Origin of the sequence: Oceanobacillus iheyensis HTE831 (assembly GCF_000011245.1) — a bacterium.
Classification (GTDB): Bacteria; Bacillota; Bacilli; order Bacillales; family Amphibacillaceae; genus Oceanobacillus; species Oceanobacillus iheyensis.
In genome coordinates this window covers 1,376,809-1,402,050 of sequence record NC_004193.1, presented here as the reverse complement: position 1 = coordinate 1,402,050, position 25,242 = coordinate 1,376,809, and the positions used below count along the sequence as shown (strand labels likewise).

General features: G+C 34.4%; 25 protein-coding genes and 2 pseudogenes. 8 read left to right on the top strand and 19 right to left on the bottom strand.

Annotation, left to right across the window (positions count from 1 at the left end; translation table 11 throughout):
* Positions 1 to 44 precede the first annotated feature (44 nt).
* Positions 45 to 1,082, bottom strand: a complete 1,038-nt coding sequence (locus OB_RS07085) for a lactonase family protein (protein ID WP_011065761.1) — start codon at positions 1,080 to 1,082, stop codon at positions 45 to 47.
* A 203-nt stretch (positions 1,083 to 1,285) separates the two neighbouring features.
* Here OB_RS07085 and OB_RS07080 point away from each other — a divergent pair, with 203 nt between their 5' ends.
* Entirely contained in the window at positions 1,286 to 2,728 is a 1,443-nt protein-coding gene (locus tag OB_RS07080) for a sodium:solute symporter family protein (RefSeq protein WP_011065760.1), read from the top strand.
* Positions 2,729 to 2,747: 19 nt separating this feature from the next.
* Positions 2,748 to 4,385 (top strand): amidohydrolase, encoded by a 1,638-nt coding sequence (locus OB_RS07075; RefSeq protein WP_011065759.1) that lies wholly within the window; start codon positions 2,748 to 2,750, stop codon positions 4,383 to 4,385.
* A 238-nt stretch (positions 4,386 to 4,623) separates the two neighbouring features.
* On the opposite strand, the pseudogene OB_RS18900 reads toward OB_RS07075, so the two are convergent.
* The 4 genes and pseudogenes from OB_RS18900 to pruA form a co-directional block, all read right to left on the bottom strand.
* Positions 4,624 to 4,948, bottom strand: a pseudogene (locus tag OB_RS18900) (transposase); the annotation flags it as partial.
* Between the two features lie 87 nt (positions 4,949 to 5,035).
* A complete protein-coding gene (gene putP / locus OB_RS07070) occupies positions 5,036 to 6,526 on the bottom strand; it encodes a sodium/proline symporter PutP (protein WP_011065757.1) in 1,491 nt (496 codons plus the stop codon).
* 211 nt (positions 6,527 to 6,737) lie between these two features.
* Positions 6,738 to 7,736 carry a proline dehydrogenase family protein gene (locus tag OB_RS07065; RefSeq protein WP_011065756.1) on the bottom strand — a complete coding sequence of 333 codons (999 nt, stop codon included), beginning with the start codon at positions 7,734 to 7,736 and terminating at the stop codon, positions 6,738 to 6,740.
* 112 nt (positions 7,737 to 7,848) lie between these two features.
* The gene (pruA, locus tag OB_RS07060) at positions 7,849 to 9,396 is read right to left on the bottom strand and encodes an L-glutamate gamma-semialdehyde dehydrogenase (RefSeq protein ID WP_011065755.1); all 1,548 of its coding nucleotides are present in this window, start codon (positions 9,394 to 9,396) and stop codon (positions 7,849 to 7,851) included.
* Between the two features lie 256 nt (positions 9,397 to 9,652).
* Between pruA and OB_RS07055 the strand changes: the two genes are divergently transcribed.
* The 3 genes from OB_RS07055 (at position 9,653) to OB_RS07045 (ending at position 13,278) form a co-directional block, all read left to right on the top strand.
* On the top strand, positions 9,653 to 11,011 hold the full coding sequence (locus tag OB_RS07055; protein WP_011065754.1) for a sigma-54 interaction domain-containing protein: 1,359 nt from the start codon (positions 9,653 to 9,655) through the stop codon (positions 11,009 to 11,011).
* Positions 11,012 to 11,393: 382 nt separating this feature from the next.
* Entirely contained in the window at positions 11,394 to 11,576 is a 183-nt protein-coding gene (locus OB_RS07050; RefSeq protein WP_050750212.1) for an aspartyl-phosphate phosphatase Spo0E family protein, read from the top strand.
* Positions 11,577 to 11,736: 160 nt separating this feature from the next.
* Complete coding sequence (locus tag OB_RS07045; RefSeq protein ID WP_011065752.1) at positions 11,737 to 13,278, top strand: multicopper oxidase family protein; 1,542 nt, start codon at positions 11,737 to 11,739, stop codon at positions 13,276 to 13,278.
* Between the two features lie 94 nt (positions 13,279 to 13,372).
* Here OB_RS07045 and OB_RS07040 read toward each other — a convergent pair whose 3' ends face one another.
* The 4 genes from OB_RS07040 to OB_RS07025 form a co-directional block, all read right to left on the bottom strand.
* Positions 13,373 to 13,771, bottom strand: coding sequence for an HIT family protein (locus OB_RS07040; RefSeq protein ID WP_011065751.1), 399 nt, complete (start codon positions 13,769 to 13,771; stop codon positions 13,373 to 13,375).
* Positions 13,772 to 13,791: 20 nt separating this feature from the next.
* Positions 13,792 to 14,370 carry a helix-turn-helix domain-containing protein gene (locus tag OB_RS07035; RefSeq protein ID WP_231847003.1) on the bottom strand — a complete coding sequence of 193 codons (579 nt, stop codon included), beginning with the start codon at positions 14,368 to 14,370 and terminating at the stop codon, positions 13,792 to 13,794.
* A gap of 204 nt (positions 14,371 to 14,574) precedes the next feature.
* Positions 14,575 to 15,477, bottom strand: a complete 903-nt coding sequence (locus OB_RS07030) for a hydroxymethylglutaryl-CoA lyase (protein WP_011065749.1) — start codon at positions 15,475 to 15,477, stop codon at positions 14,575 to 14,577.
* A 331-nt stretch (positions 15,478 to 15,808) separates the two neighbouring features.
* Positions 15,809 to 16,969, bottom strand: coding sequence for a D-alanyl-D-alanine carboxypeptidase family protein (locus tag OB_RS07025; RefSeq protein WP_231847002.1), 1,161 nt, complete (start codon positions 16,967 to 16,969; stop codon positions 15,809 to 15,811).
* 319 nt (positions 16,970 to 17,288) lie between these two features.
* Between OB_RS07025 and OB_RS07020 the strand changes: the two genes are divergently transcribed.
* Positions 17,289 to 18,884: an amidohydrolase gene (locus OB_RS07020; RefSeq protein ID WP_011065747.1), complete on the top strand. Its 1,596-nt coding sequence runs from the start codon at positions 17,289 to 17,291 to the stop codon at positions 18,882 to 18,884.
* An 18-nt stretch (positions 18,885 to 18,902) separates the two neighbouring features.
* Entirely contained in the window at positions 18,903 to 19,109 is a 207-nt protein-coding gene (locus OB_RS07015) for a hypothetical protein (protein ID WP_011065746.1), read from the top strand.
* A 72-nt stretch (positions 19,110 to 19,181) separates the two neighbouring features.
* On the opposite strand, the gene OB_RS07010 is transcribed toward OB_RS07015, so the two are convergent.
* On the bottom strand, positions 19,182 to 19,457 hold the full coding sequence (locus OB_RS07010; protein WP_011065745.1) for a hypothetical protein: 276 nt from the start codon (positions 19,455 to 19,457) through the stop codon (positions 19,182 to 19,184).
* 269 nt (positions 19,458 to 19,726) lie between these two features.
* Between OB_RS07010 and OB_RS07005 the strand changes: the two genes are divergently transcribed.
* Positions 19,727 to 20,320 (top strand): PepSY domain-containing protein, encoded by a 594-nt coding sequence (locus tag OB_RS07005; protein WP_011065744.1) that lies wholly within the window; start codon positions 19,727 to 19,729, stop codon positions 20,318 to 20,320.
* Between the two features lie 449 nt (positions 20,321 to 20,769).
* Here the strand turns inward: OB_RS07005 and OB_RS07000 are convergent, their stop codons facing one another.
* From OB_RS07000 to OB_RS06970, 9 genes and pseudogenes are all read right to left on the bottom strand, one after another.
* Positions 20,770 to 21,081, bottom strand: a complete 312-nt coding sequence (locus OB_RS07000; protein WP_011065743.1) for a DUF4176 domain-containing protein — start codon at positions 21,079 to 21,081, stop codon at positions 20,770 to 20,772.
* A gap of 50 nt (positions 21,082 to 21,131) precedes the next feature.
* A complete protein-coding gene (locus tag OB_RS06995) occupies positions 21,132 to 21,791 on the bottom strand; it encodes a DUF443 domain-containing protein (RefSeq protein WP_011065742.1) in 660 nt (219 codons plus the stop codon).
* Positions 21,792 to 21,853: 62 nt separating this feature from the next.
* Complete coding sequence (locus OB_RS17865) at positions 21,854 to 22,135, bottom strand: hypothetical protein (protein WP_011065741.1); 282 nt, start codon at positions 22,133 to 22,135, stop codon at positions 21,854 to 21,856.
* 486 nt (positions 22,136 to 22,621) lie between these two features.
* Positions 22,622 to 23,203 (bottom strand): DUF443 family protein, encoded by a 582-nt coding sequence (locus OB_RS06985; RefSeq protein WP_011065740.1) that lies wholly within the window; start codon positions 23,201 to 23,203, stop codon positions 22,622 to 22,624.
* 72 nt (positions 23,204 to 23,275) lie between these two features.
* Positions 23,276 to 23,423, bottom strand: a pseudogene (locus OB_RS18770) (DUF4176 domain-containing protein); the annotation flags it as partial.
* Between the two features lie 44 nt (positions 23,424 to 23,467).
* Positions 23,468 to 24,130, bottom strand: coding sequence for a DUF443 domain-containing protein (locus tag OB_RS06980; RefSeq protein WP_011065738.1), 663 nt, complete (start codon positions 24,128 to 24,130; stop codon positions 23,468 to 23,470).
* A complete protein-coding gene (locus OB_RS06975; RefSeq protein ID WP_011065737.1) occupies positions 24,131 to 24,427 on the bottom strand; it encodes a hypothetical protein in 297 nt (98 codons plus the stop codon).
* Between the two features lie 189 nt (positions 24,428 to 24,616).
* Positions 24,617 to 24,895, bottom strand: a complete 279-nt coding sequence (locus OB_RS18630; RefSeq protein WP_269445922.1) for a T7SS effector LXG polymorphic toxin — start codon at positions 24,893 to 24,895, stop codon at positions 24,617 to 24,619.
* Positions 24,896 to 24,926: 31 nt separating this feature from the next.
* Entirely contained in the window at positions 24,927 to 25,238 is a 312-nt protein-coding gene (locus OB_RS06970; RefSeq protein ID WP_011065736.1) for a DUF4176 domain-containing protein, read from the bottom strand.
* Positions 25,239 to 25,242: the final 4 nt, after the last annotated feature.

Here is a 25,242-nt window from a genome sequence, read left to right as displayed (position 1 = left end):
TCGATGATCTTACCCACTAATTTTAGTAGATTATTTAAATTAAACTATAAAAATTTCACACACACCACTTCAGGTACTTCAATTTCGCTATTTGCTGGTGATAACTTCCCAGTTGCAGTGTCGCGTTCGAATAAAACAATATTTCCACTATGTTGATTAGATGCTATAAGAAATTGTTCTGTTGGATCCAACACGAAGTCTCGTGGCCATTCCCCTCCTGATGGGGTAATTTCCACCAATGTTAACTCCCCTGAACGTTCATCAACAGAAAATACAGCAATACTGTTGTGCCCTCTATTTCCAGTATAGATAAATTTACCATCTGAAGAAATATGAATCGCACTCGCATCATTTGTATCATTAAAAGATTCAGGAATTGCTTTTATCGTTTGCTTTTGGTTAAACTGCCCTGTTTCTTTATTATAATCAAGAACAATTACTTCTGAACTTAATTCTGTTAATAAATAGGCTACGGACTTATTTGGATGGAAAACAATATGACGCGGTCCGCTTCCTGGCGCAACATGTAAGGTACTCACATGTATTAAGGATTCATCCTCTATGCGATAAGTGACAAGTTCATCTGTACCTAAATCTGCTACAACCACATATCTTCCGTCTGGTGTAAATCCTGTGTAATGAACATGTGGTTTTTCTTGTCTTTTATGAGGGCCATCCCCTTCATGCTTTAAAAATTTACCTTGTTCTACTTGAGCATTATCAAGATGGTGTAATCCTATATCCCCTTTATGATAATTACCAGTAACCAATACTTCACTATGCACATCAAGATGACAAGGCGGAGCCCCTTCTACTAATTGACCATTTATCAACTTTAATTCTCCATCTTCTGAAGAGATGTTAAAAGATTGAACGCCACCCATTTCTCCTTCTTGCGCGATCGAATATAGATGCTTTTGATCATCAGATATAGTCAAATACGTTGGGTTATCTACTCGTGCTGCTAATTCTACTTTCTCTAATTGTTTTGAGTCCACATTTAATGAAAATCGGTAAATACCTTTACTTGTTTTTCTAGTATATGTGCCTGCAAAACCTATAAATGTTTTTTTCTCTGCCATTATGAACGCCTCCTTAAAATCAATTATTATCTGAACGAAGTACATTGTTAAAATTTGTATTGTGTTTATCGTAACCTTTTTCGAAGTTATCTTCTAGTAATATTGCTTGAATTCTATTTCTCGGTTTGATTTAATAACAACATATGTTTTTCTTACTAGTCCAAAAGAAATGCAGATTAATTCAATGAAGGAGAATTTCACATATGACTTGGTATATTAGTTATATAGGTTTATATTTTATTCTCATGTTATCCATGGGAATTTATTATTTTTTTAAAGTAAAGACGTACGATGAATATTTAATTGGTGGTTGGAATACTAATTTCTGGCCAATTGTTGGTACAATTATTAGTACATGGTGTGGAGCCGCTGTGTTTATAGGTTGGGTTGGCATGGGATTTACTGTCGGACTCTCAGGCTATTTTAAATTTGCTTTACCTGGGATTCTCTTCTGCCTCTTACTCATTGTAGCTTTTGCTGGCCCACTTAGACGTCAGCGACTGTACACTATCGCCGATTTATTTGGAGAACGTTTTGGTGGGAAATCAGGAATTATCCCCTCCGTTTTATCAGCTTTCATATATTCCGTCCCTACATTAGCCCTACAAATGATCGGAATGTCATCTATTTTTACAATTGCACTTGGAATAGATGTAAATACAGGTATTGCACTTTCATTCGTTCTAATAGTGTCATTTACTATCTTAGGCGGATTACCAGCTACTATCATTACAGATGCAATTCAATCAATTATTGTTATCATTGGAATTATAGTTCTAGCTATCTCAAGCATAAATTTCGCTGGAGGATTTGAGAATATTATAGCGAATACACCAGCTGATTATATATCTCCCTTAGGAGCTGAAGGACTCGGGAGTGTGTTACTTTATGCATTATCAGTCGGTCCATTTTATATAATTTGGCAATCGACTTGGCAACGAATCTTTGCTTCAAAAAGTGAACAAGTAGCGAAAAAAGCTGGAGTTACAGGATTCATTATTGCTGGATTAATCTCCATATTACCTTATACCATCGGAGTAATAGCAAGACAGTTCGTACCAACAGATATGGATCCAGATCTAATCTTTTCATATGTAACTGCAGAATTACTGCATCCTGCAATAGGGGGTATTGTTTTTATAGGTTTACTAGCTGCTTTAATGACTGGTGCTACTTCATTTATTTTACAAGGCAGTTCAAATCTAACAAGGGATTTATATCAACGTCTAGTACGCCCGAACGCTAACAATAAACAACTCATGTTCTCAGCAAGAATTTCCGTTATTATCATCTCATTACTGGGGCTTATTGCTGCATATTTTGTTACTAATATCGAAACAGCATACCAATGGGCATTGCGTCTATCTGCAACTGTATTAGTATTCCCATTCCTTGCAGTTATGTTCTGGAAAAGAGTCACTAAAAAAGGGATGATATGGAGCATGATAAGTGCACTTATCGCAACTCTGTCATGGCCATATTTAGGTTTAAATATCGACCATACTATTTTCGGATTCAGTGTATCCATTTTAACATTAGTTATAATCAGCTTATTAACCAGACATGATAATTCTGAACAAGTCAGAGCAGTTTATTGGAATGACCTTAATTCCGCAAACCCTTCAGAAACAAAATCTGAACAATAAAGGAGTAAACATTATTTCTATGGATACGATAATTACAAATGCGAAAATTTTTACGATGAATCAGGAGAATGACGTTGTTGGGTCATTCTCTATTAAATCTGGGAGGATAGATAAGATTTGGCACTCTCCTTCCCCTCCAAAAGAAGAATTAAATAGCGAAGAAACCAAACAAGTGGTTGATATGAAAGGAAAGACAATCCTGCCTGGATTTATCGACACACACAGCCATTTATTAATGTATTCTCTATTTAAGAAACAAGCTGATTGTAGTTCACCTTTAAATCACTCAATATCCGATATCCTTGATCAGTTAAAACAAAAACTACATGAATTACCAGAAGATGAATGGCTCTTAGGTTGGGGCTATGATAATACATTATTAAAAGAAAATAGACATCCTACGCGTGATGAACTAGATCAGGTTTCAAAGGAGATTCCTATCCTAATTCGTCATACATCTGTTCATTTTGCAGTTGCAAATACAAAAGCTTTAGAAATTGCAGAACTCCATAAAGATAGTAAAGATCCTCAAGGTGGACATCTAGGAAGAGATAATGCAGGTGAGTTAAATGGAGTTCTCTATGAATTACCTGCCTTAGACTTAGTTCAAGCAGTTATTCCTAAGCCTTCCGCGGAAGAAATGGCTAATTCGATAGAGCTTGGAGCTAATGATTATCTTTCTGAAGGTATTACTACTTGTACAGACGCAGGTGTTGGTCTTGATTTAGGTATAGCTGAGTACGATGCTCATATTAAGGCTGTAAAAACATCAAAAAATCCTATGCGCATGCGTTTTATGATTTTATATCATTTATTAAATACTCATTTTAAAAATAAAAATGCCAGCGAACTAAATAATGATATTATGAGAGAAACAAATAATTGGGCAGCGTTAGATAGTGCAAAATTATTTCAAGATGGTTCCATTCAGGGATTTACCGCATCTTTAAGAGAACCTTATTATACGAAACCTTTTGAACATGGTGAATTACTTCATGAACAAACTCACTTTGAAGAAATTCTCCTGAGTCTCCATCAAAGAGGATTTCGTTTAGCTATACATGGTAATGGAGACCAAGCGATCTCTTCTATTTTAAAAGGATATGAACGCATTTTATCTATAACACCTAAAGAAAATCATTTACATCGAATAGAACATGTGCAAACTGCAACTGAAGAAGACTTGGATAAGATGAAAAAACTCGATGTAGCGGCATCATTTTTCATAAATCATATCTACTATTGGGCTGACCGCCATAATAAATATTTCTTGGGACCTGAACGAACTTCAAGACTAAATCCATTAAAAGATGCTACCGATCGTGAAATTCTCTATACACTACATTCGGATTGCCCTATCACACCTATCTCGCCATTGTTTTCAGTTTGGGCAGCAGTAAATCGTATAAGTATGGAACAAAAAGTATTTGGAGAGAATCAACGTATCTCCGTTAAAAAGGCAATTGAAACGATGACAATTGATGGCGCTAGACTAAATAATGATGAAGAAAATAGCGGAAGTTTAGAAGCTGGAAAACTTGCTGACTTCATTGTACTTGATAACAACCCATTTGAAGTTGATAAAATGGATATTAAAAATATAAAAGTACTTCAGACATTTATATCTGGAGAAAAGGTTTATCAAAGAAAATGTTAAACGTACTAGCAAATCTGAAGGATTATTTTCGTTAAGTACTGTTGTTCTAAGTCAAATGTTGGGGATGAGACAAAAGTATTTAATCAAAAGAGAAATCGAATGAATGGGTATTGGAAACCCGCTTCAGAAATATACTGCGCTTATCCTAAGGCGGCTGTTGAGCCTCCGTTTGCTACGCAATCCGGGGTCTAAACTAGGCCTTCCTCCCACTGGAGTCTCCCTATATTTCTTACGCTTATTTTAACTCGTGGGCGCGTTTTAAATCTGGTGACATGTGTAAATAGCAATCTAAATACCATTGTTGCTTTTTCGTTAACTTCGATTGCTTTTTATAAAATACATGTCGCATACGTTTACACTTCTTCCGATCATAATCATGAAATTTCGCTGTACACGAATTCTCACTCTTTCTAAAGCCCAATACATAACATATATAGGGTAAAATGAAAACGATTAGCGATAACAATTGGGTAACCTAATACCTTAACAACAGCTGCTTTAAAAAATGGACTCCTATCCATGACTACAATTTCTACCTTCTGACGATGCGTTCTTAGATAATCCACTTATTTTTTTAGAGTCAGTTTCTTACAATAAAAGGCATCCGTTATCTCGGAAAGATAACGGGTGCCTTTTAATTAAAATTATTATCAAGATCTATTTTTATGCTCTTTTAGACGTTTAACAGTTTCATTAAATTCTTTTTCCACTTCTGGATTTGGTTTATACGTAAGTAAGCTTACTACAACAATCACAATTGTACTTAGTATAAAACCAGGAACAAGTTCATAAAGATAGTCGGCTAACGGAGAATAACCCCATACGAATACTGAAATTGCACCAACAATCATTCCCCATAAAGCTCCGGTTCCTGTTGTTTTTCTCCAGAATAAGGAAAGTAACACAACTGGACCAAATGCAGCACCGAATCCTGCCCATGCAAATGATACAAGTCCTAATATAGTATCATTCTTCTGCCAAGCAAATATAATCGCTATAAATGAAATTAGAAGTACAGCTAATCTACTTAGAATTACATAGGTTTTATCTGAAGCATCTGATTTGAAAACTGCTTTATAAATATCTTCCACAAGTGCAGATGAGGTAACTAGTAACTGAGAAGATACTGTACTCATAATTGCTGCAATAACAGCAGCTAATAATATACCTGCAATGAACGGATGGAATAATATTTGACCTAGAACAATAAATACTGCTTCAGGATCAGCTAAGTTAAACTCTGGATTCGCATGGAAGAATGCAACACCAACTAGTGCAGTAATTACGGCACCGATTAGAGAAATTATCATCCAACCCATTCCAATACGACGTGCAGATGTGGTCTCTTTTACTGATTTAATAGCCATGAAACGAACGATAATATGTGGCTGTCCAAAATAACCTAGCCCCCACGCAAGCGAAGAAATAATACCAGTTGTTGACGCCGCTGCGAAAAAGCTTAAGAAATCAGGATCCACATCTTGGATTAAGTTTACAGTCTCTCCAACTCCTCCTAGATGGAAAATTGCCATCGTCGGTACAAGAATTAGAGCCAAGAACATCATCGTCCCTTGCACAACATCAGTAATACTAACAGCTAAGAATCCTCCTAGCAATGTATAAAGAATAGTAACCACTGCTACTACGATAAGACCAGAATGATAATTAAAGTTAAATGAGCTTTCAAAGAAAACACCACCTGCTACCATTCCTGAAGAAACATAAAATGTGAAGTAAATTAATATAACTGCGCCAGAAACAATACGTAAGATCTTCGAGTTGTTTTTAAAACGATTATCTAAATAGCTTGGAATTGTAATCGAGTTATTAGATATTTCCGTATACGTTCGTAATCTTGGTGCTACAATTAACCAATTCAACCATGCCCCTATAGCTAAACCTATCGCAATCCAACCTTCTGCAAGACCAGATAAATAAATTGCTCCTGGTAGACCCATTAGTAGCCATTGCGACATATCTGAAGCTCCAGCACTTAGTGCAGATGTAACTGGACCTAAGCTTCTACCTCCAAGCATATAATCGTCTAAGTTCGACGTTTTTCGATATGAATATAGTCCTATAGCTATCATAACTAAAAAGTATAATCCGATAGCAATAAATTGATACGTAAATTCAGACATCCTATCTCCCTTTCGTCTTTGTTTAATATATATATAACAAGCTTTCACACTTGGAATTTGTGGTACTTTCGGTACTAATCCAAAGTTGATTTGTTATTACATGTTGTCTTAAAGATGGAAAAAGGCTGAGACAGGAAGGAATTAAGAAGGGAAGGGAAATACCAGAGACTTTAGGGCAATCCCTTCAGAAACAATACAATTGTCCTTAAATTTATTTTTTCCTTTTTTTATTAACATACATCAACAACGATAGAGCAGCTACACCAGCTATAACTGGTTCTTTTTTTAGCTTGTTCCCTTTCGTATAAAAAACATCTTTTAAAACCAAGTTAATATTCTGCGGTCGCTCTGCAAGCCTCCGCATGAAATAACCAAACCAATCGCTTCCAAACGGAATGTACGTACAAAAATGATATCCTGCCTGTGCCAGTTCATTATGCATTTCAGTTCGAAAACCATAAAGCATTTGAAACTCAAAGATATCCCTAGAGATATTATGCTCATCAACAAAAGATTTTAATTCCTCAATAATATTATGATCATGAGTTGCAATGGAAGTAAATGTATTACCTAGCAGCCTTTTTTTAGCAAGTTCCATAAAATTACGATCAATATCTTCCTTTGATGGATAAGCAATTGATGCATCTTCTTTGTAGGCACCTTTCACAAGACGTATTCGTACATCCTCTAAAGCGGCTAAATCGTCCTCCGCACTATACAAATATGATTGTATTACCGTACCGACGTTGTCATACTCTTTTCGGAGCTCATTTAGAATCTCCAATGTTTTACCATAATGGATATGTTTCTCCATGTCAATATTGATAAAAATCTCAAAGCGATTTGCAACTTTTAAAATTGCATGCATATTATTTATACAAAAATCATCACCAATGTCCAAACCCAGCTGAGTTAATTTCACAGATACATGACAATCTAGTCGTTGTTCATGAATCTTATAAAGCATATCGATGATATCATCTCTTGCTTCAATTGCTTCTGATTTTTCTGTCACAAACTCTCCGAGGTTATCTAGTGTACAAGATATTCCCTCACTATTCAAATCTTTGATTATTCCGATAATACTGTCAAAATTAGTTCCCGCAACAAACTTCTCTGCACCTAAACGAAATCCATATTTCTTTGCATTTGTGTTTAACAACTTATTATTTGATAAACCTATAAAGAAATCTCGTGTTAGATTTGCCATTATTCTATCCCCTTACTTAAGAAACTAACTGCTTATTATACAAGACTGAGGTTGGGACGAAGTATATAATCTATACTCAAAAGAAACTATCCCAACCCCAAATCTATCTCAATTAAAATCGTTCGGTTACAACTTTTGCATTTAAGAAATGCTGAAGGTAATCTGGACCACCAGCTTTTGAATCTGTCCCTGACATTTTAAATCCACCGAATGGTTGATAACCTACAATTGCAGCGGTACAACCACGGTTGAAGTATAAATTCCCAACAAGAAACTCTGTTTGTGCTCGGTTTAGATTTTCGCGATTATTTGAAATAACTGCACCTGTCAATCCATATTCTGTGTTATTTGCAATATCTAGTAATTCATCAAAACTTTTCGCTTTCGAAAAAGCAACTACTGGTCCGAAAATCTCTTCTTGCATAATACGAGCTTTTGGATCTAAATCTTTGAAAATGGTTGGATGTACAAAGAATCCCTTATTATCATCTGTTTCTCCCCCAAAGACAAGTTCACCTTCTTGTTTACCAACTTCAATATAATCTTTTATCTTATCAAACTGTTTTTGATTAACTACAGACGCCATGTAAACATTATCTTCCGTTGGATTACCAACTGTAAGCGTTTTTGCAAGTTCTACTGACTTCTCAATTACTTCATCATAAACAGATTCATGAATGACAGCACGAGAACATGCAGAACATTTTTGACCGGAAAATCCAAATGCAGAATGAACAATTGATTCTGCTGCTAAGTCTAAATCTGCCGATTCATCAACGATAATCGTGTCTTTCCCACCCATTTCCGCTACAATACGTTTCAAATGAGTTTGACCATCTTGAATTTTTGTAGCACGTTCAAAGATACGAACTCCTGTTGCACGTGAACCAGTAAAGTTAATAAAATGTGTGTCTTTATGATCTACTAAATAATCACCGATTTCCGCAGGGTCTCCTGGCACAAAGTTTAGAACACCTTTTGGTAATCCTGCCTCTTCAAGTACCTCCACTAATTTATAGGCGATTACAGGTGTATTTTCAGATGGCTTTAATAGCACCGGGTTCCCTGCAACTATTGGAGCTACTGTTGTCCCACAAACAATTGCAAATGCAAAGTTCCAAGGTGGAATAACTACACCTGGTCCAAGTGGCTGATAGAAGTATTTATTATCTTCATTTGGTCGGTCCGCTAACGGTTTTCCTTTTTCAAGCTCTACCATATGGCGAGCATAATACTCTAAAAAGTCAATTCCTTCAGCAGTGTCTCCATCTGCCTGATCCCACGGCTTACCTGCATCATACGATAACCATGCAGAGAACTCATGTTTACGTCTTCTTACAATCGCTGCTGCACGATATAGGACACGTGCACGGTCCTCAGCAGACCAAGATTTCCACTCTTTAAAAGCTTCCTTCGCTGAAGTAAAAGCCTCTTCAATATGTTGTTTTGTTGCTTTGGATACATTTCCTACTACTTCATTTTTATTTGAAGGGTTTATAGATATCAACTTGTCATCGGTATAGATCTTTTCACCGTTTATAACAAGTGGATAATCTTTACCTAATTCTTCTTTAACCTTCGCTAACGCATCTTGATAATCTTTACGGTTCTCCTTCACTGTAAAGTCTGTAAATGGTTCATGTTTAAATGGTAATACCAAAATAAAAACCTCCTTGAAGAATAATTCAATAAGAGTATTTATACTCTCTACTATTTTACTAGCAAAAAAGATGCCAACTTTCAGAAATGTATTCGTTTTCATTCGTTAACCCGTTCTCCCGACTGGTTTTTCAATATTTTATTAAAAACATAATCATCTTAATCCGTGGAAAAATCAGAAATTTGTTGTATACTATATTTACAGTTTTTGTTTAGAAAATTTACACTCACCTTTACAATGGAGGAGGTTTCTCTAAATGAATGATTATTTCTTTGAGCAATTGCTAGAAGCAGAAGACGATGCAATTACAATTGTAGATACAGATAGAAGGGTATTACATTGGAATAATGCGGCAGTAGACACGTACAACATTGAGAAAACTACAATTATTGGTAAGCCGATTACAAACTTTTTTGCCTACAATGACTTGATGGTAATGAAAGTTCTAGATAGCAAACAAGCAGTACAAAATCAATACCATCGGCCAAGAAAAGATAAGCATGTAGTTGTAAATACTCTCCCCGTCTTTGATAACAATCAAGATTTAATTGGGGCCATATCTGTGGAGAGAGATATTACCCAAATTGTAAAGTTAAATGACAATTTAGAGTCTACGTCTGCAGAATTAAATGAACTGCGGCAAAAGGTTTATCCTGCAAACTCTACATCTCCATTTGTGAAGCTAAAAGGAAAAAGCAATGCATTGCAACAGATAATACAATTGGCTCGTAAGGCAGCTAGTACAAATGCAACTGCATTGATCTTAGGAGAAAGCGGAACAGGAAAAGAAGTTTGTGCAAAAGCTATACACGAAGCTAGCGATCGACGAAACCAACCTTTTATCCCCGTTAACTGTGGCGCCATACCAAGCGCTTTATTTGAAAGTGAATTATTTGGCTATGAAGGTGGGTCGTTTACTGGAGCTGAGAAGAAAGGTAAAGCAGGTAAAATTGAAATGGCTGACGGTGGCACGCTTTTTTTAGACGAGGTTGGAGAATTACCATTAGAGATGCAAGTAAAGCTATTACGAGTATTACAAGAGAATCGAATTTATCGAATTGGTGATTCACAAGGGAAACAGGTCAATGTTCGGTTTATCGCAGCAACCAATCAAAAATTAGAGCAACTAATGGATGAAAAACAATTTCGTTCCGATCTTTTTTATAGGTTAAATGTTATCCAATTAACCATGCCACCTCTTCGTGAAAGATTAGAGGACATTGAGATACTTGCAAAAAGTTTTTCTGACCAATTTGCAAAAAAATATCAAGTATTAGTACCTGAAATTTCAGAAGAGGCTTATGAATACTTAAATCAATACAAATGGCCTGGGAATATCCGTGAACTACGTAATTTAATGGAACGAATCATCATTCTTCACGAGAACTCTCTAGTCAAAAAGGAAGATATGCAACGTTATCTGCCACAAGCAACTGATTTCCAATCTAGCGAAACAAGTTCCAATCTACCATTGGAAAAAGAATTGATGGAAAAACAATTAATTGAGGCTACATTACAGCAACTAGAAGGAAATAAGTCAAAAGCAGCCGAAAAACTGGGAATATCAAGAGTAACTCTCTATCATAAAATTAAAAAATATAATATAACTGTATAATAATTCGTATATTTATTCTACTAAATTATGGTTTTCGACAATATTACCTGTTTATATGTAAGCATTTTCATCTAGGTATTTGCTACTCTTTCATTATCCCAAAAAATGAAACACATCTTTTGGGTTACAAAAAAATACTAATTTCGACAGCATTTACGAATGTTTTTCTTTATTAATTAGAAAATTTTTCTATCTAAAAAATTTTTTCCTCCTTTCAAATTAGGTCTTATGAAGGCATTTCGAAAGTAGGATATTGATTATACAATTTTATTGCATGAATATAATATCTAGTTTTGTCGAAAAGGTTTATTTTTATTTAATAATTTGAGATAATCCTATTCGTGTGAGACAAGTTATTAAAAGTAGAGGTGCAAATAAAATAATGTATACAAAAATGAAAAAAAATGATAGAGAAAGTATTCTTCTCTCAATTGTAAAAAAAAGGGATGAAATGTTACGAATTGCAGAAGAAGATGGATTATCATCTGAAAACACAATTATATGTAGTCAAGAATTAGATAATTTGTTAAATCAATTGAATGAGTATACGAATCTTTACACATAAAAAGGGGCTGTAGCTAACTGACAGCTCCTTTTTTTGTTTATTTTCCGCTCTAATGAAAAGTTCCTCTAAAAACAGATTTACGATTAATAGGTAAAAACCCAAACCACAAACACCCAATAAACATAAATGATAGTAATATGTTTTTTTGGGAGTGAAATAAATGAAATTAACTAAATTTGTAGATGAGCTTCCTATTATCCAAACTTTACATCCAACAGAAAAAAGCAATCATTTAACATATTATGAAGTGACTATGAAAGAAGGTTGGCATAAGCTTCATCGTGATTTACCATCAACAAAGCTATGGGGATATAATGGGCAATTTCCAGGACCTACCATAGAAGTTTCTGAAAGGGAAATGATACATGTTAAATGGATGAACCATTTACCACCGAAACTAATGTTACCTTTAGATACTTCGATACATCATCTGGACCAAATGCCGCAAACTAGAACGGTCACGCATGTTCATGGCAGTGTAACAAAACCAGATAGTGACGGTTATCCTGAGGCTTGGTTTACCCGCGGATTTCAAGAGACTGGTCCTGATTTTTCTCGAGAAGTATATGAGTATCCAAACAATCAACGTGCTGCTACGCTATGGTATCATGATCATGCCATGGGAATTACTCGTTTAAACGTATATGCTGGCCTTGTTGGCATGTATATTATTCGTGGTGAAGAGGAAAAAGCCTTACAGCTACCATCCGGTGACTACGAAATACCCTTAATTATCTGTGACCGAACACTTAATCCAGATGGTTCATTATTCTATCCTTCTGGACCTGATGAACCAATCCCAGGAGCACCCTCCCCTTCTATTGTCCCTGCATATTTAGGGGAAACAATACTCGTTAATGGGAAGGCTTGGCCATATATGGATGTCGAACCAAGAAAATATCGATTTAGACTAGTAAATGCCTCTAATACTCGAACATATCGGATATCCTTGAATAATGACGTACCGATATATCAAATTGGTTCTGATGGTGGACTACTACGTAAAAGTATTCCTACCCGACAATTTGTTATAGAACCAGCAGAACGTATAGATATTGTCATTGACTTTAGCGAATATAAAGGGCAGGTTATAAATATAAACAATGATTTAGGTGAGGATGCCGATCCAGATGATCAAACCAATCATATTATGCAATTTAAAGTCTACAAACCTTTAAAGAATAAAGATATAAGCAGAATTCCCAAACACTTAACGCATATACCCTCACTAAAACAAAATTCAATAAATACTATTCGAAATCTAAAACTAGTGGGATCAGAAGATAAATTCGGAAGACCGCTACTATTACTCAATAATCAATTATGGCATGATCCAATTACTGAAAAACCTCAGCTCGGTGATACAGAAATTTGGTCGATTGTAAACGTAACTAACTTTACACATCCCATTCATCTTCACCTTGTACAATTTCAAGTTCTTGACCGACAACCATTCGATTTAGAAAAATATAATGAAGATGGATCAATAATTTACACGGATGCTCCACTATCACCTGCTGAAAATGAAAAAAGTTGGAAAGATACGTTAGCAGCACCATCCGCTCACGTAACGCGCGTGATTGCCAAGTTTGAACCTTTTACAGGAGATTATGTGTGGCACTGTCATATACTAGAACATGAAGATTACGATATGATGCGGCCATTTACGATTGTAGATAAAGAAGAGGAGGAAACTTTATAATTTGAGACTTCCATCAGCGGGGGATTCATTTATCCTCAGCTGATGGTTAAAGATAAATCTATCGTGCACCTATTCTGTTTCATTATTGATACTTTTACGTTCGATTATCCGATTGTTTAAACAACGCACGAATTCCTTTACCTACATACTTTTCGTCATCGTATCTAGGAAGGATGTGCATATGCGCGTGAAAAATATGTTGTCCTGCGGTCTCCCCTGCATTCCATCCGATATTATATCCATTTGGTTGATGGTGAACATCAATCCAATTTTTTGCTTCCTTTAATAACTCATAGGTCGACTTCCACTCATCTTCCGTAAGGTCAAAGACAGTTTTTCGATGTGCTTTTGGAACTATTATCCCAGCTCCTTCTAACGGCACACCTTTTTCAGTGGCATCATTTAATTGTAAAAACAATGAATATTCATTGGATAGAATAATAGACTGTGATGGGTCAATTTCTACTTTACAAAACACACATTCATTTTCCATTTATATCCTCTCTTATCCAATCATATTTGATCAATAAAACATGTCAGCACCATGGCACCGCGATCATTTACCGGCAAAAACAGATGTGGTTTTGAACCAGCAAAATAAGCACTATCCCCTTTTTCTAAAAATTGCTTCTCGCCGTTATAGAGCAGTTCAATCTCACCTTCTAATATGTAAATAAATTCATCTTGCGAGTGCGTGTATGTCTTATCCTGACGTAGATTTCGATGTTTTGGGGTAACATGTACGATGGTAGGTTCAATGCCACTATACTTAGAACGATTAGCAAGTAACTCATATGAGTACCCCATACTTTCATCACCGACTTTTGAAGGACGATTATATTTTCGTTGAATAACTAAGTCTTGTTCTTCCTTATCATCAAGTAACCATGCTAACGGAACCTTTAAAGCATCTGAAATCTTCGATAAGGTAGCGATTGCTGATGCCGTTTGACCGTTTTCTATTTTCGATAGAAGGCTTTTGGAAATCCCACACTCATCTGCGATCTGTTGTTGTGTTTTTTTATTTCTTAGACGAACTTGCTTAATTTTATCTCCAATACTTTGCAGGTCGATGGGAACCATTCCTTCCATAATTTAATTAAAATCAATCTAATCATAATCTAGCATGGTTTACGAGTCAATCCATATTTATAGATAAAGTGAGGCTTTTCACTACTCACCACTATTTTCCCCATAATAAAACCCCAAACTGTAATACAAATGTAGTTACATTGTGTACTATAGTTTGGGGTTATTCTAGTTATAATTCGCTCATTCATCTTTAAATAGCATTATTTATGCGTTCTTTAAATAAGCTAATGATCGACTCGGCAACGTTTTATTCAATTTGTTTTGAATAAAAACACCAGCTTCTTGTAATTTCTTTTCGTCAATTCCTGTATTAATGCCAAGTCCCTCTAATAAATATAAAACATCATTTGTGGCTACATTTCCCGCGGCTCCTGGAGCATATGGACAGCCCCCTAACCCACCAATCGTACTATCAAAGCGATAAATCCCATAATGCATAGCAGTCATAATATTTGCAATTGCCATCCCTCTTGTATCATGAAAGTGCAAGATCAATTTTTCTTTTGGATAATGTTGTAACAAGAGTTCTAATAATTGCTCGACTTGCGTCGGAACCGCCGTGCCAATCGTATCACCTAACGATAAATCATCTACTCCACTCTCAATTAATTTATCACATACATCCAGCACTTTCTCCGGCGATATTTTTCCTTCATACGGACAATCAAATACAGTAGAAATATACCCCGTTACATGCTTCCCTGCTTGTTTAGCCTCCACAATAACTTTATCTAAGACCGGATACGTATCTTGTATCGATTTATTAATATTCTTCTGATTATGAGTCTCACTAGCGGACATAAATACAGAAGCACCGTCAATGCCAGCTTCTAGTGCATACTCTAAACCTTTTATATTAGGGACTAAAGCAGAATATTTAACATCTGGGTTTCTAATAATTCGCTTACCTACTTCCCTTGCATCCGATAAAGCTGGAATCATTTTTGGATTAACAAACGATGAATATTCGATCTCTTTTATCCCTGAAGTAGACAACATATTAATCCAATTTACTTTATCTTCTGTTGTTATCCACGACTTTTCATTTTGAAGTCCGTCTCTTGGACCTACTTCTTTTAATTGGACATAAGATGGTAATGAACGCATTGGTTCTCCCCCACTTCATTTTTTGAATCCGCTTACAATAGGTTATACTTAAGTAATTTTATGGTTCGAATTTATTTCATCATAATAAGGTAAATCACATATTTCAATTGTGTTTCCTTTCATTCAACTTTGTTGAATACAGTATATAATAAATATTCTTACAATGTCAATCCACATAAAGCACAATTTGATACTCTAACAATTACTGTTTTCACCATACTTACCTTTATTCACTATGCCTTGTAACCTGTATATTACAGCCAATTATTTGTTTTGTTATGAAAAAAACCTTAAGGATGTTTAGTCGAACACCTTAAGGTTTCTTATTGCATTATATGAATATATTATTCTTTCGTCTCTTCTTTCTTCTCCATAATAAAATTAATACGAGCACTAATATTGCTGCAACTACTCCAATTCCAATATAGAGATATACAGAGCTTTGACTATCTTCTTGATTTTCGTTCTCAACTTGATTGTTTTTCATCATTGTCGGTTGTTTCTTTTCAACATTATCCAGTTGGAATTCCTTCAGTAATTCTCCGTTATCCTCAATTACAAGTTTACCATCTTCTTTAATTTCTTCTTCTACTTTTGATCCTTCTTCATGAACATAAGTTAAATCTTCACTATTTTTAAATTGCTTGCCATTTGTCATAAAGGAAGTGCCTTCATCAATTGTAAATGGTTCGTAATGTTCAAACCCATAATCCAATAACTCAACTGTATCTTCATAAGATTGTTCAGAAAGTGGCGTCTTCAAAGTTACAGCAATTAAATTCATCCCGTCTTGTTCTGCAGTTGTAACAAGAGTAAAACCAGACCGGGACACATATCCATTTTTTCCTCCGGTTACTCCATCATAAGGTATTTCACCTTTCACCATTCGATGATGATTTAAAATCGTTGTTTCCCATGTTTTACTTTCCCAATCCACGGATTTCATTCCAAATAACTTTACAAATTTTTCATTTTGCATAGCATATTTCGTTATTTTTGCAAGATCCTCAGCCGTTGTATAATGATTATCATCAAATAAACCATGCGGATTATCAAAATTCGTATTTTCTATCCCAGCTTTTTCCTCAAAAAACTCGGTCATTTCTTTTGAGAATTCACGAACACTGCCATTCATATGTTCTGCGATCGCTACACCTGCATCATTTCCTGAATTTATTAATAAACCTTTAACAAGTTTACCGAGAGAGACCTTTTCTCCCTCTGCTAAGAATACAGTAGTACCATCTGCTTCTGTAGCTTTTTCACTTATTTCTACTTCTTCAGATAGATTACCATTTTCTATTACATAAATCGCAGTTGCTATTTTTGTTACACTCGCCGGATACATTTGCTGATTTGCGTTTTTCTCTGCAAGAATTTGTCCAGATTCCGCTTCCATTAAAATAGCTGATTCACTATGTAACGAAAGGTCTTCATCTGCTAACGTAGTACTTGTCCATATAAAAAAATTAAGTGATGTTATTATAATCATGATGTAAAATTTCCTCAGCATATCCAACGACTCCTTCAATTCATTCCATAAATAAGAATAATAGACATGTATATTCATGTAAATATATGAATAAAAATTGTAAACAACCTATAATATTACAGGAATAAATTGGCAGAAATATTTCATCTGATTAATCAAAGTTATCTTAGTTGTTATTTTATTTTGAATTTGGTAGTATAAAGTTACTTTCCTCACTTGCATGTAGGAAATGCAGAGCTTATAGGAACAAGGATAGATGGCTATCGTTGTTTTTTTGTGTATAACTATAATTTTACTTTCACAAGTAAGGAGCATGGCCATGATAAAACTGTATATTAATGGTGTAATACATACATTTCAATCAAGTTATCCCATTGTCGAAGCAGTAGCAGTCGAAAATAATTGTTTTATAGACATCGGTACAACAAAAGACATGTTATTAAACTGGAAAGCTAAAAGTTCGGAGATCATAGATTTACAAGGATTGACAGTAACTCCTGGGTTAACAGATAGTCACCTACATCTCTCTATGGTAGCAAGCAAATTCGTAGATTTAGATGTAACAGGGGTAACTTCCAAACAAGATATGCTTGAGTATATTCGTCGGCATTCCCATACATTAAAGCCTGGAGAATGGCTTCTTGGAAGTGGATGGGATGAGAATCTATTTACTGATGGAGGTATTCCTACCTTAGATGAACTAGATCAAGTTGCTCCACTTAATCCATTGTATATTACTAGAATATGTGAACACGCAGCAGTCGTTAATTCCAAATCTTTAGAAACAATTAATTATTCTAAGGACATATCTGTTCCTGAAGGTGGTAAAATCGTTGTTGATTCTACTTCCCTCAAACCAACGGGATTAATATTAGAGTCAGCTTCTATTTTATTCCAAGAACACATTCCAGAAAAATCGTACGAAACCTGGAAAAACGCATTACGAAAAACAATAAAAGCTACGATACAGCATGGTATAACAAGTGTTCACTCTAACGATCCCTTGTACCTAGGCGGGCTTAAACAAACCTATCAATTATTCGATGAACTATTAAATAAAGAACAACTCGGTTTACGAACAAATCTATTAATAAACCATGAATTTCTAGAAGACCTAGAAGCGATGAATATGTACACAGGGTATGGGAATGATACGTTACAAATTGGAGCAATTAAAATCTTCGCAGATGGTGCTTTTGGACGGCGAACTGCTCTTTTACGTGAACCGTATCACGACAGTCCTAGCCAATATGGCGAGGCCATGTTCTCACAAGAAACGCTCTACGACATCGTTAGAAGAGCACGTGAACGTGGCATGCCGGTTGCCGTACATACCATTGGCGATCAAGCGCTCATAAATGTATTAGATATATTAGATCAATTTCCTCCTTCTGAATTTCGCGACCGACTGATACACGTTCAAGTGGTAAATGATAACCTGGTAAAACGGTTAGCAAGTAATCACCGAATCGCAGATATACAGCCTAGATTTCTAGCAAGTGATTACCCTTGGGTAAAAGATCGACTAGGTGAAGAACGGATGCCAATGGCATATGCGTGGAAGACTTTACTAGATAACGGAGTAATATGTGGTGGTGGATCCGATGCTCCAGTGGAACCGATGAACCCATTACTTGGTATACATGCCGCAGTAACAAGAAGAGCTCCCGGAGAAGACCATGAAGGTTGGTACAAAGAACAAAAACTTTCCATGTACGAAGCCTTTCGTTTATTTACAGAGCAAGCGGCTTACACGACGAATGAAGAACATAAAAAAGGAACAATCGAACCTGGAAAGCTAGCAGATATGACCGTATATTCCAATAATCCATTTCAAATGAATCATCCGGATGATCTATTCCAAACCTCTATAGAAATGACGATTATTGGAGGAGAAATCAAATACAGCCGATAAAAGGAGTTGTAATTACGAATGAAACATAAACGCATTCATCCATTAATTATTATTGCCCTTTTTCTATCTTCTATAGCAAATGGTTTAAATGCTTATCAATATTTTGGTAAACAAGATACAAGTTCCGGTTGGATATTTACTACACTATGTGTTGTCACATTATTCTGCGCAATCGCCAGTTTATTCATTAATAAAACAATGAACAAAAGGAAGTCATTTAATTGACTTCCTTTTTAAGACGTAATTATTAACTCATTCACATTGAAGTCATGAAGTCTTCAACATCCGTTGTACAAATTAGCTAATTGTAACAAAAAAGCCTATAACAGCGACGAGGAATAGTGCACTTAAGCTCCACATAACGACTTTTTTCCCAACATCACTTTTATTAAATAAATAGACTAATAGAAAATAAATAATTACTGCTGCACCAATAAAGGACATGCCCTCTATCATGTATTTACTTGAAAAGTAATCTTTTTCTAAGAAGAACATTAATCCCCAATAAAGAAATAATACAACCCCATAGATATAGAAACCTTTTTGCAGTTCTACCTTTTTATGTTCACTCATTTTTCAACCTCCATTTATCCTTGATACATCACTAACTAAACTTTCCTTCGCATTTTAACGAAGTTACTGAGATTGTTAGTAAAGAGCTACCAATTATTATACTATGATGTTTAAATCTTCATCAAATTTAACAAATATAACAGTATTCTGCGTAATTGCTATCAGATCACAATCACCCTTTTCATTCGTTGTTAGCATGAATAATTTCCAAATAATACTACAAACTAATATCAATGATATACTATACTCAAATAAAGGAGTGTTATAGGATGAGACAATATAAATTATCATTTGTAATCGTTGTTATGGCAATTGGTTTAATAGCATGTGGTACGAACAACAATAATGACAATGATACAAATTCTGACGTATCAACGGAAAATATTAATAATCAATCAGAAGATTCAACATCTACCCAATCTGTTGAAGACGTGCAACTAACGTCTGAAGAGGCTATGCAGATTTTCACGGATACTTTTACAGGGGCAGCCATTTCTTCCATTGAATTAGATGAGCATAATTTTGAATACACCTATGAAATAGAAGGATTTGATGACGCAAAAGAGTATAAAGCTGAAATCGATTTAGAGAAGAACATAATCAACCAAGAAGAAGAAAATAGAGAAAATGATGATAACTATCAGGAACTCGTTTTTGACGATTATGTAAGTCACGAAGATGCATTATCTACAGCTTCCGAAGTCCAGGAAGTACAAGACCTAACCCCTACCAGCTGGAAATTAGAAATTGATGATGGGGTAGCAACCTATGAGATAGAATTTGAAAATGACAATCAGAAGGACGTAACTGTAGTTATCGATGCCAAAACAGGAGAACAATTAACGGTAGAGCTAGATGATTAACTTCTATTATAAATAGCCTCTGCTCATTACATGTTACAATTATTCTTTTATATGAAGACTCACTGGCACTAAATATGAAGTAATTTAATTTAACTCCCCTTTAAAGTAGAGAAACAAAGAAAACTTGTTTCTATTTAAAGGGGAGTATTAATTTTCAAAAATACATTAAGTAGCTTATTTTTAAAAAATATTGTTATGGATTACTTCAATCGTAGTCCACAGTGTTAATCATAATCCGAGTAAATGAGATATTAAATGAAAGACCTAACACCTAATTTTTATCAGCAAGAATCACTAATACACCAGGGGTTGCTTGTTGCTTTCCGGGGCACTCTTGGTAGGTTATTTACAACATATTCTACAAAATTAGGATTGTCAGTTGCAAATCACCTCACCTAAACAAAAGAAGCATACTTGTATGCTTCTTGATGTGCAGATAGCTTATTTTCTTATTTCAAAGGGCCTGATACAGTTCCTTTTTCAAATCTATTCCCATTTTCTTTCATCCAACTATCATAAATCTCTTGGAAACGTTCTTCTTCTTCATCTTTATAACCTTTAGATACTACTTTATCTATATTTTCCTCATTAAAGTACAGTACATTATTTGGATCTAATCCTTGAGGATAAATACATCCAGAATAATCATACATTACACCCTTCTGTTCTTGGTTCTCTGCAGGTAGAATTGGTGCTCTGTTTAAAATCATTAACTTGCTTGTACCTTCTTTTAGATAAACTATTGATCCTATTGGGAACATTTTAAACTCCCCTTTCTTATCTTTATTGTTCATTTACTAAGTAAAATAAGCTACATACGTTGTTCTGTTTTGCTTATAAATTTAACTCTTGTGTTTCCTACTGCAATAGTTATACTATTTGTAAACAATACTAAAAACCATAATGACATTGTAATTAACAATATTAATATATTCGGAATTTGAATAAAAGCTATAAACAGCAATATAGTGAAAGCTAGGAAAAATAAATACATACCCAATATTAAGAAGAAATGCTTTATTGGCTTAGGACTTATCAATACTTTATCAGGTGTTAACTTTTCAGCTTCTATAACGCGATAAAGATTTTTTTTATTTAAATGGTTTATATATAGACGTAATGATAATAGTAACAGAATCGCAACAATAACTATAACTGAGTTAACCATAGTAGAACTTTGAATATTAAAGTAGTCCGTTAATGGTCTTAATAAATTAGCGATTAAAACAGCGATTCCTCCTCCAATTAAACCTTGTCCCCCTGTATTTGTTTGATGCACTTCAGGCGTTTTTAATTTCTCCACAATTTCCTTATTCTCAATTTTATATAAAGGATTAGGTAATATCCAAATTAAAAATGGAAATATTATCTTCCAAAAAGATTTACCCAAATCCAATATATAGGTATGACTGTTTATAACTAGAATTCGGTATCTTAAATTTTTATATACACCGTTCACTTTGCAATCCATAAACTTAGAATCCTCCTGATACTCTTATTACTCTATCTAATTAACTAAATGGATTGATAACATCATGCCCAGTTGAAAAAAGCCTCACCGACATCTTCAAAAAAATTAGAAGTTGTTTCATATACTATTTTCAAACCTTGATCAATCTGTTGACCAGCCCAATTTAATCCATCTTGAATACCAAATAAATTATTGTCGTATAAATAGTTAAAGCCCAAAGTTATACCAACACCCACAACAGTACTAGCTGTAGCAACACCTACTGCTGCCCATCCCACAGAATTAGAGCCAATAACCGCTGCAGTTAAAACTGCTGTAGAGCCAACAATTGTTCCAACAACCATTCCAGTTGCTAATCCATTACGAACAAGAGATTCTCCAAAGTTTTATCTTTTACAAATCAATCATTGTACATCCCAATACCAAAACCTACACCTATAAAACCTTTACTTATAGCACTTCTTTACGTACAGCTCCATCAGCTTAAAAAAAACGGTTTTGCAGCATTTGATGCATCTTTATCTACTAAAATAAATGAATTTGATCCAGCTGGCCCTTTAATTGAATTAATTCATTGAATTATAGCACCTATTTTTGATGTACCTTTGTGTCCTAACAAACTAGCACTACCTTCAACTGTTCCATGATCCAATTTATAACATAAAAATTTCCTCTCTTTATATATTAATTCCATAGAATTCCTTCTATCAACAGCCTACAATTTTTGGCATATATGTAGATGAAATAGCCATAAGTATTGTGCGTATACTAAACTTTGAATCTTACTGTTGTATTACCTACAAGAATAGTAAAATAGTTAATCATAAAGGTTACAAACAAAATATTGAACCAATAAAAACGATTATATTTCCTGTTTCAATGAACCCCATGAAAGGAACAACTGTAAATGCCATAAAAAACAAATAAGAAAAACTTATATTAAAGAAAAACTTTAATGATGGAAGCCTTATCCATAATTTTTTTCTTGGGTAATGATTATAATCAACTATTGCAGTTAATTTTCTTTTACTTCTAGTATTTATATATACAAATACTGATAAAGCTATTATTACAACCACGATGGTAATAATAAAATTAATCAATGGTGTACTTGGTATATGAAACATATTTGCCAAGGGACGTATTAAACTAGCTAGAACAACTCCAATGAGTCCACCCAAGGCACCCGTTCCTGTACTTATTGTCTTTGGTTGACTCCCATCTGGTACTTTTAATTTTTCTACAATTACTTGATTATCTATTTTATATACGGGCTTAGGTAATACCCAATGTAAGAAAGGAAAGATAATCTTCCAAATTGAATTTCCCATATCTAGAATGTATTTTTCTTCATCTATTTCAACAATTCTATACCTTAAATTTTTAAAAACACCTTGTACATTACACTTCATGTATTATCTTCACTCCTAAATTTTTCATATACTAAAAAATACTTAACGGAGCTATCAAGCATTATTCGGATCTAAACCTTGAGGGTAAATACACCCAGAATAATCATAGATGACACCCTTCTGTTCTTGGGTTCTCTGTCGGAAGAATTGGTGCGCGATTTAGAATCATTAACTTACTCGTGCCTTCTTTTAGATATACGATGGATCCTATTGGTAACATAATAATCTTCCTCTCAAAATTTGTTAAAAATTGATCTACAAATACTAATTTAAATCTTTTTCTTTTCCTTTAAATCTTACTATAGTATCGCCATTAATAGTTATAATACTAATAGCCAATAAAACTAATAATATGGGTGTGCCCATGACAAGTGTCATTACATCACCCGAGTAAATAAATCCTGAAAGAGCCAAAGTAGTAAATCCCAGAAAAAACAGATAGGCAAATAAAATAAATAATAATTGTTTTATTGAATTTGGACGGATCCATACTTGCTCCTCTTCATATTGTTCAATATCCAACTCGTGGTTTATTCTTTTTTTACACCTTTTACTAATATTAAAAACCAATATTAAAACGAGCAATAAAACCATTAGAACAATGATTGCATTAACAATAGGTGTGCTTGGGATATTAAAGACATTTGCCAAGGGTCTTAAAAGGTTCGCTAACAATATCGCAACAACTCCTCCTAAGATACTCATTCCTCCACCTACATCTTTTTGATCTATATCTGGTGTTTTAATTTTTTCTATTATTTCAAGATTATTTACTTTATAAGTGTTATTGGGAAATATCCAGTACATAAATGGAAATAAAATTTTCCAAAAGGATTTTCCTCCCATATCCAAGATGTACCTTTGTTCATTAATCACCAAAATTTTATACCTTGGATTTTTATATACCGCTTGTGCCTTACAATACATTTATAGTTTCACTCCCAATTTTATAAATTGTCCTTTCCAATCTAAACCATCTTGAATACCTAGGAAATTATTATCGTAGGCCCGATTAAAAGTCCAAGATACGCCTGTACCTACAACTATCCCACCAGCAACTGACCATCCTATTGAATTAGAAACAAGCGCTTTACCCAATATAACGGCTGTACCCGCACTAGCTACAAGACCGAATCCACCAGATGCAGCATTCTTTTTCAATGCTTCTCCAATAGTCTTATCGGTGTATTTATAATCAATATATGTTCCAATACCAATTGTCAATGCTGCCTATAGATCCGCTTATAGCTCTTTCAGCGTTAATACCCTTATTTTAGACTTATAAGAAGGATTGTTGGTATTCATAGCTTTAACTATATCGGCTCGGCTTAATGCAACATTTACGTAATCATCCATGTTTTGTTTAATAACTCCAGCAATTACATTTCCTTTAAGTGTTTCAGTAACTCCACCTTAATTATCTAACACATACTTTATAAAATTCTCCGAAAAATCTTCCTTGATATTTAGTTTTATATCTTTTACGTAGTTACTCACAATAATAGCAGATTCACTTGTATCTACTCGTGATTGAAACATTTCCAAATGCTTTTTTAGGGAATCATCTAAATCTGTAAATAAGTGCTCAAATGTTACTAAAATGGTTTTATGAAGATCATTAAAGTAATTCTTTGCATTTGTTGCTAAAAAAACTGTAGCTGTCTCTCCTAAACAAAAGAAGCATACTTGTATATGCTTCTTTATGTAAAAATAGTTTATTTTCTTATTTCAACGGTCCTGCTACCGTTCCTTTTTCAAATGTATTCCCGTTTTCTTTCATCCAACTATCATAAATCTCTTGGAAACGTTCTTCTTCTTCATCTTTATAACCCTCAGATACTACTTTGTCTATGTTTTCTTCATTAAAATAAAGTACATTATTCGGATCTAATCCTTGAGGATAAATACATCCAGAATAGTCATACATTATTCCTATTTGTTCTTGGTTCTCTGCAGGTAAAATTGGTGCTCGGTTTAAAATCATTAACTTACTCGTACCTTCTTTTAAATATACTATGGATCCAATTGGTAACATAAAA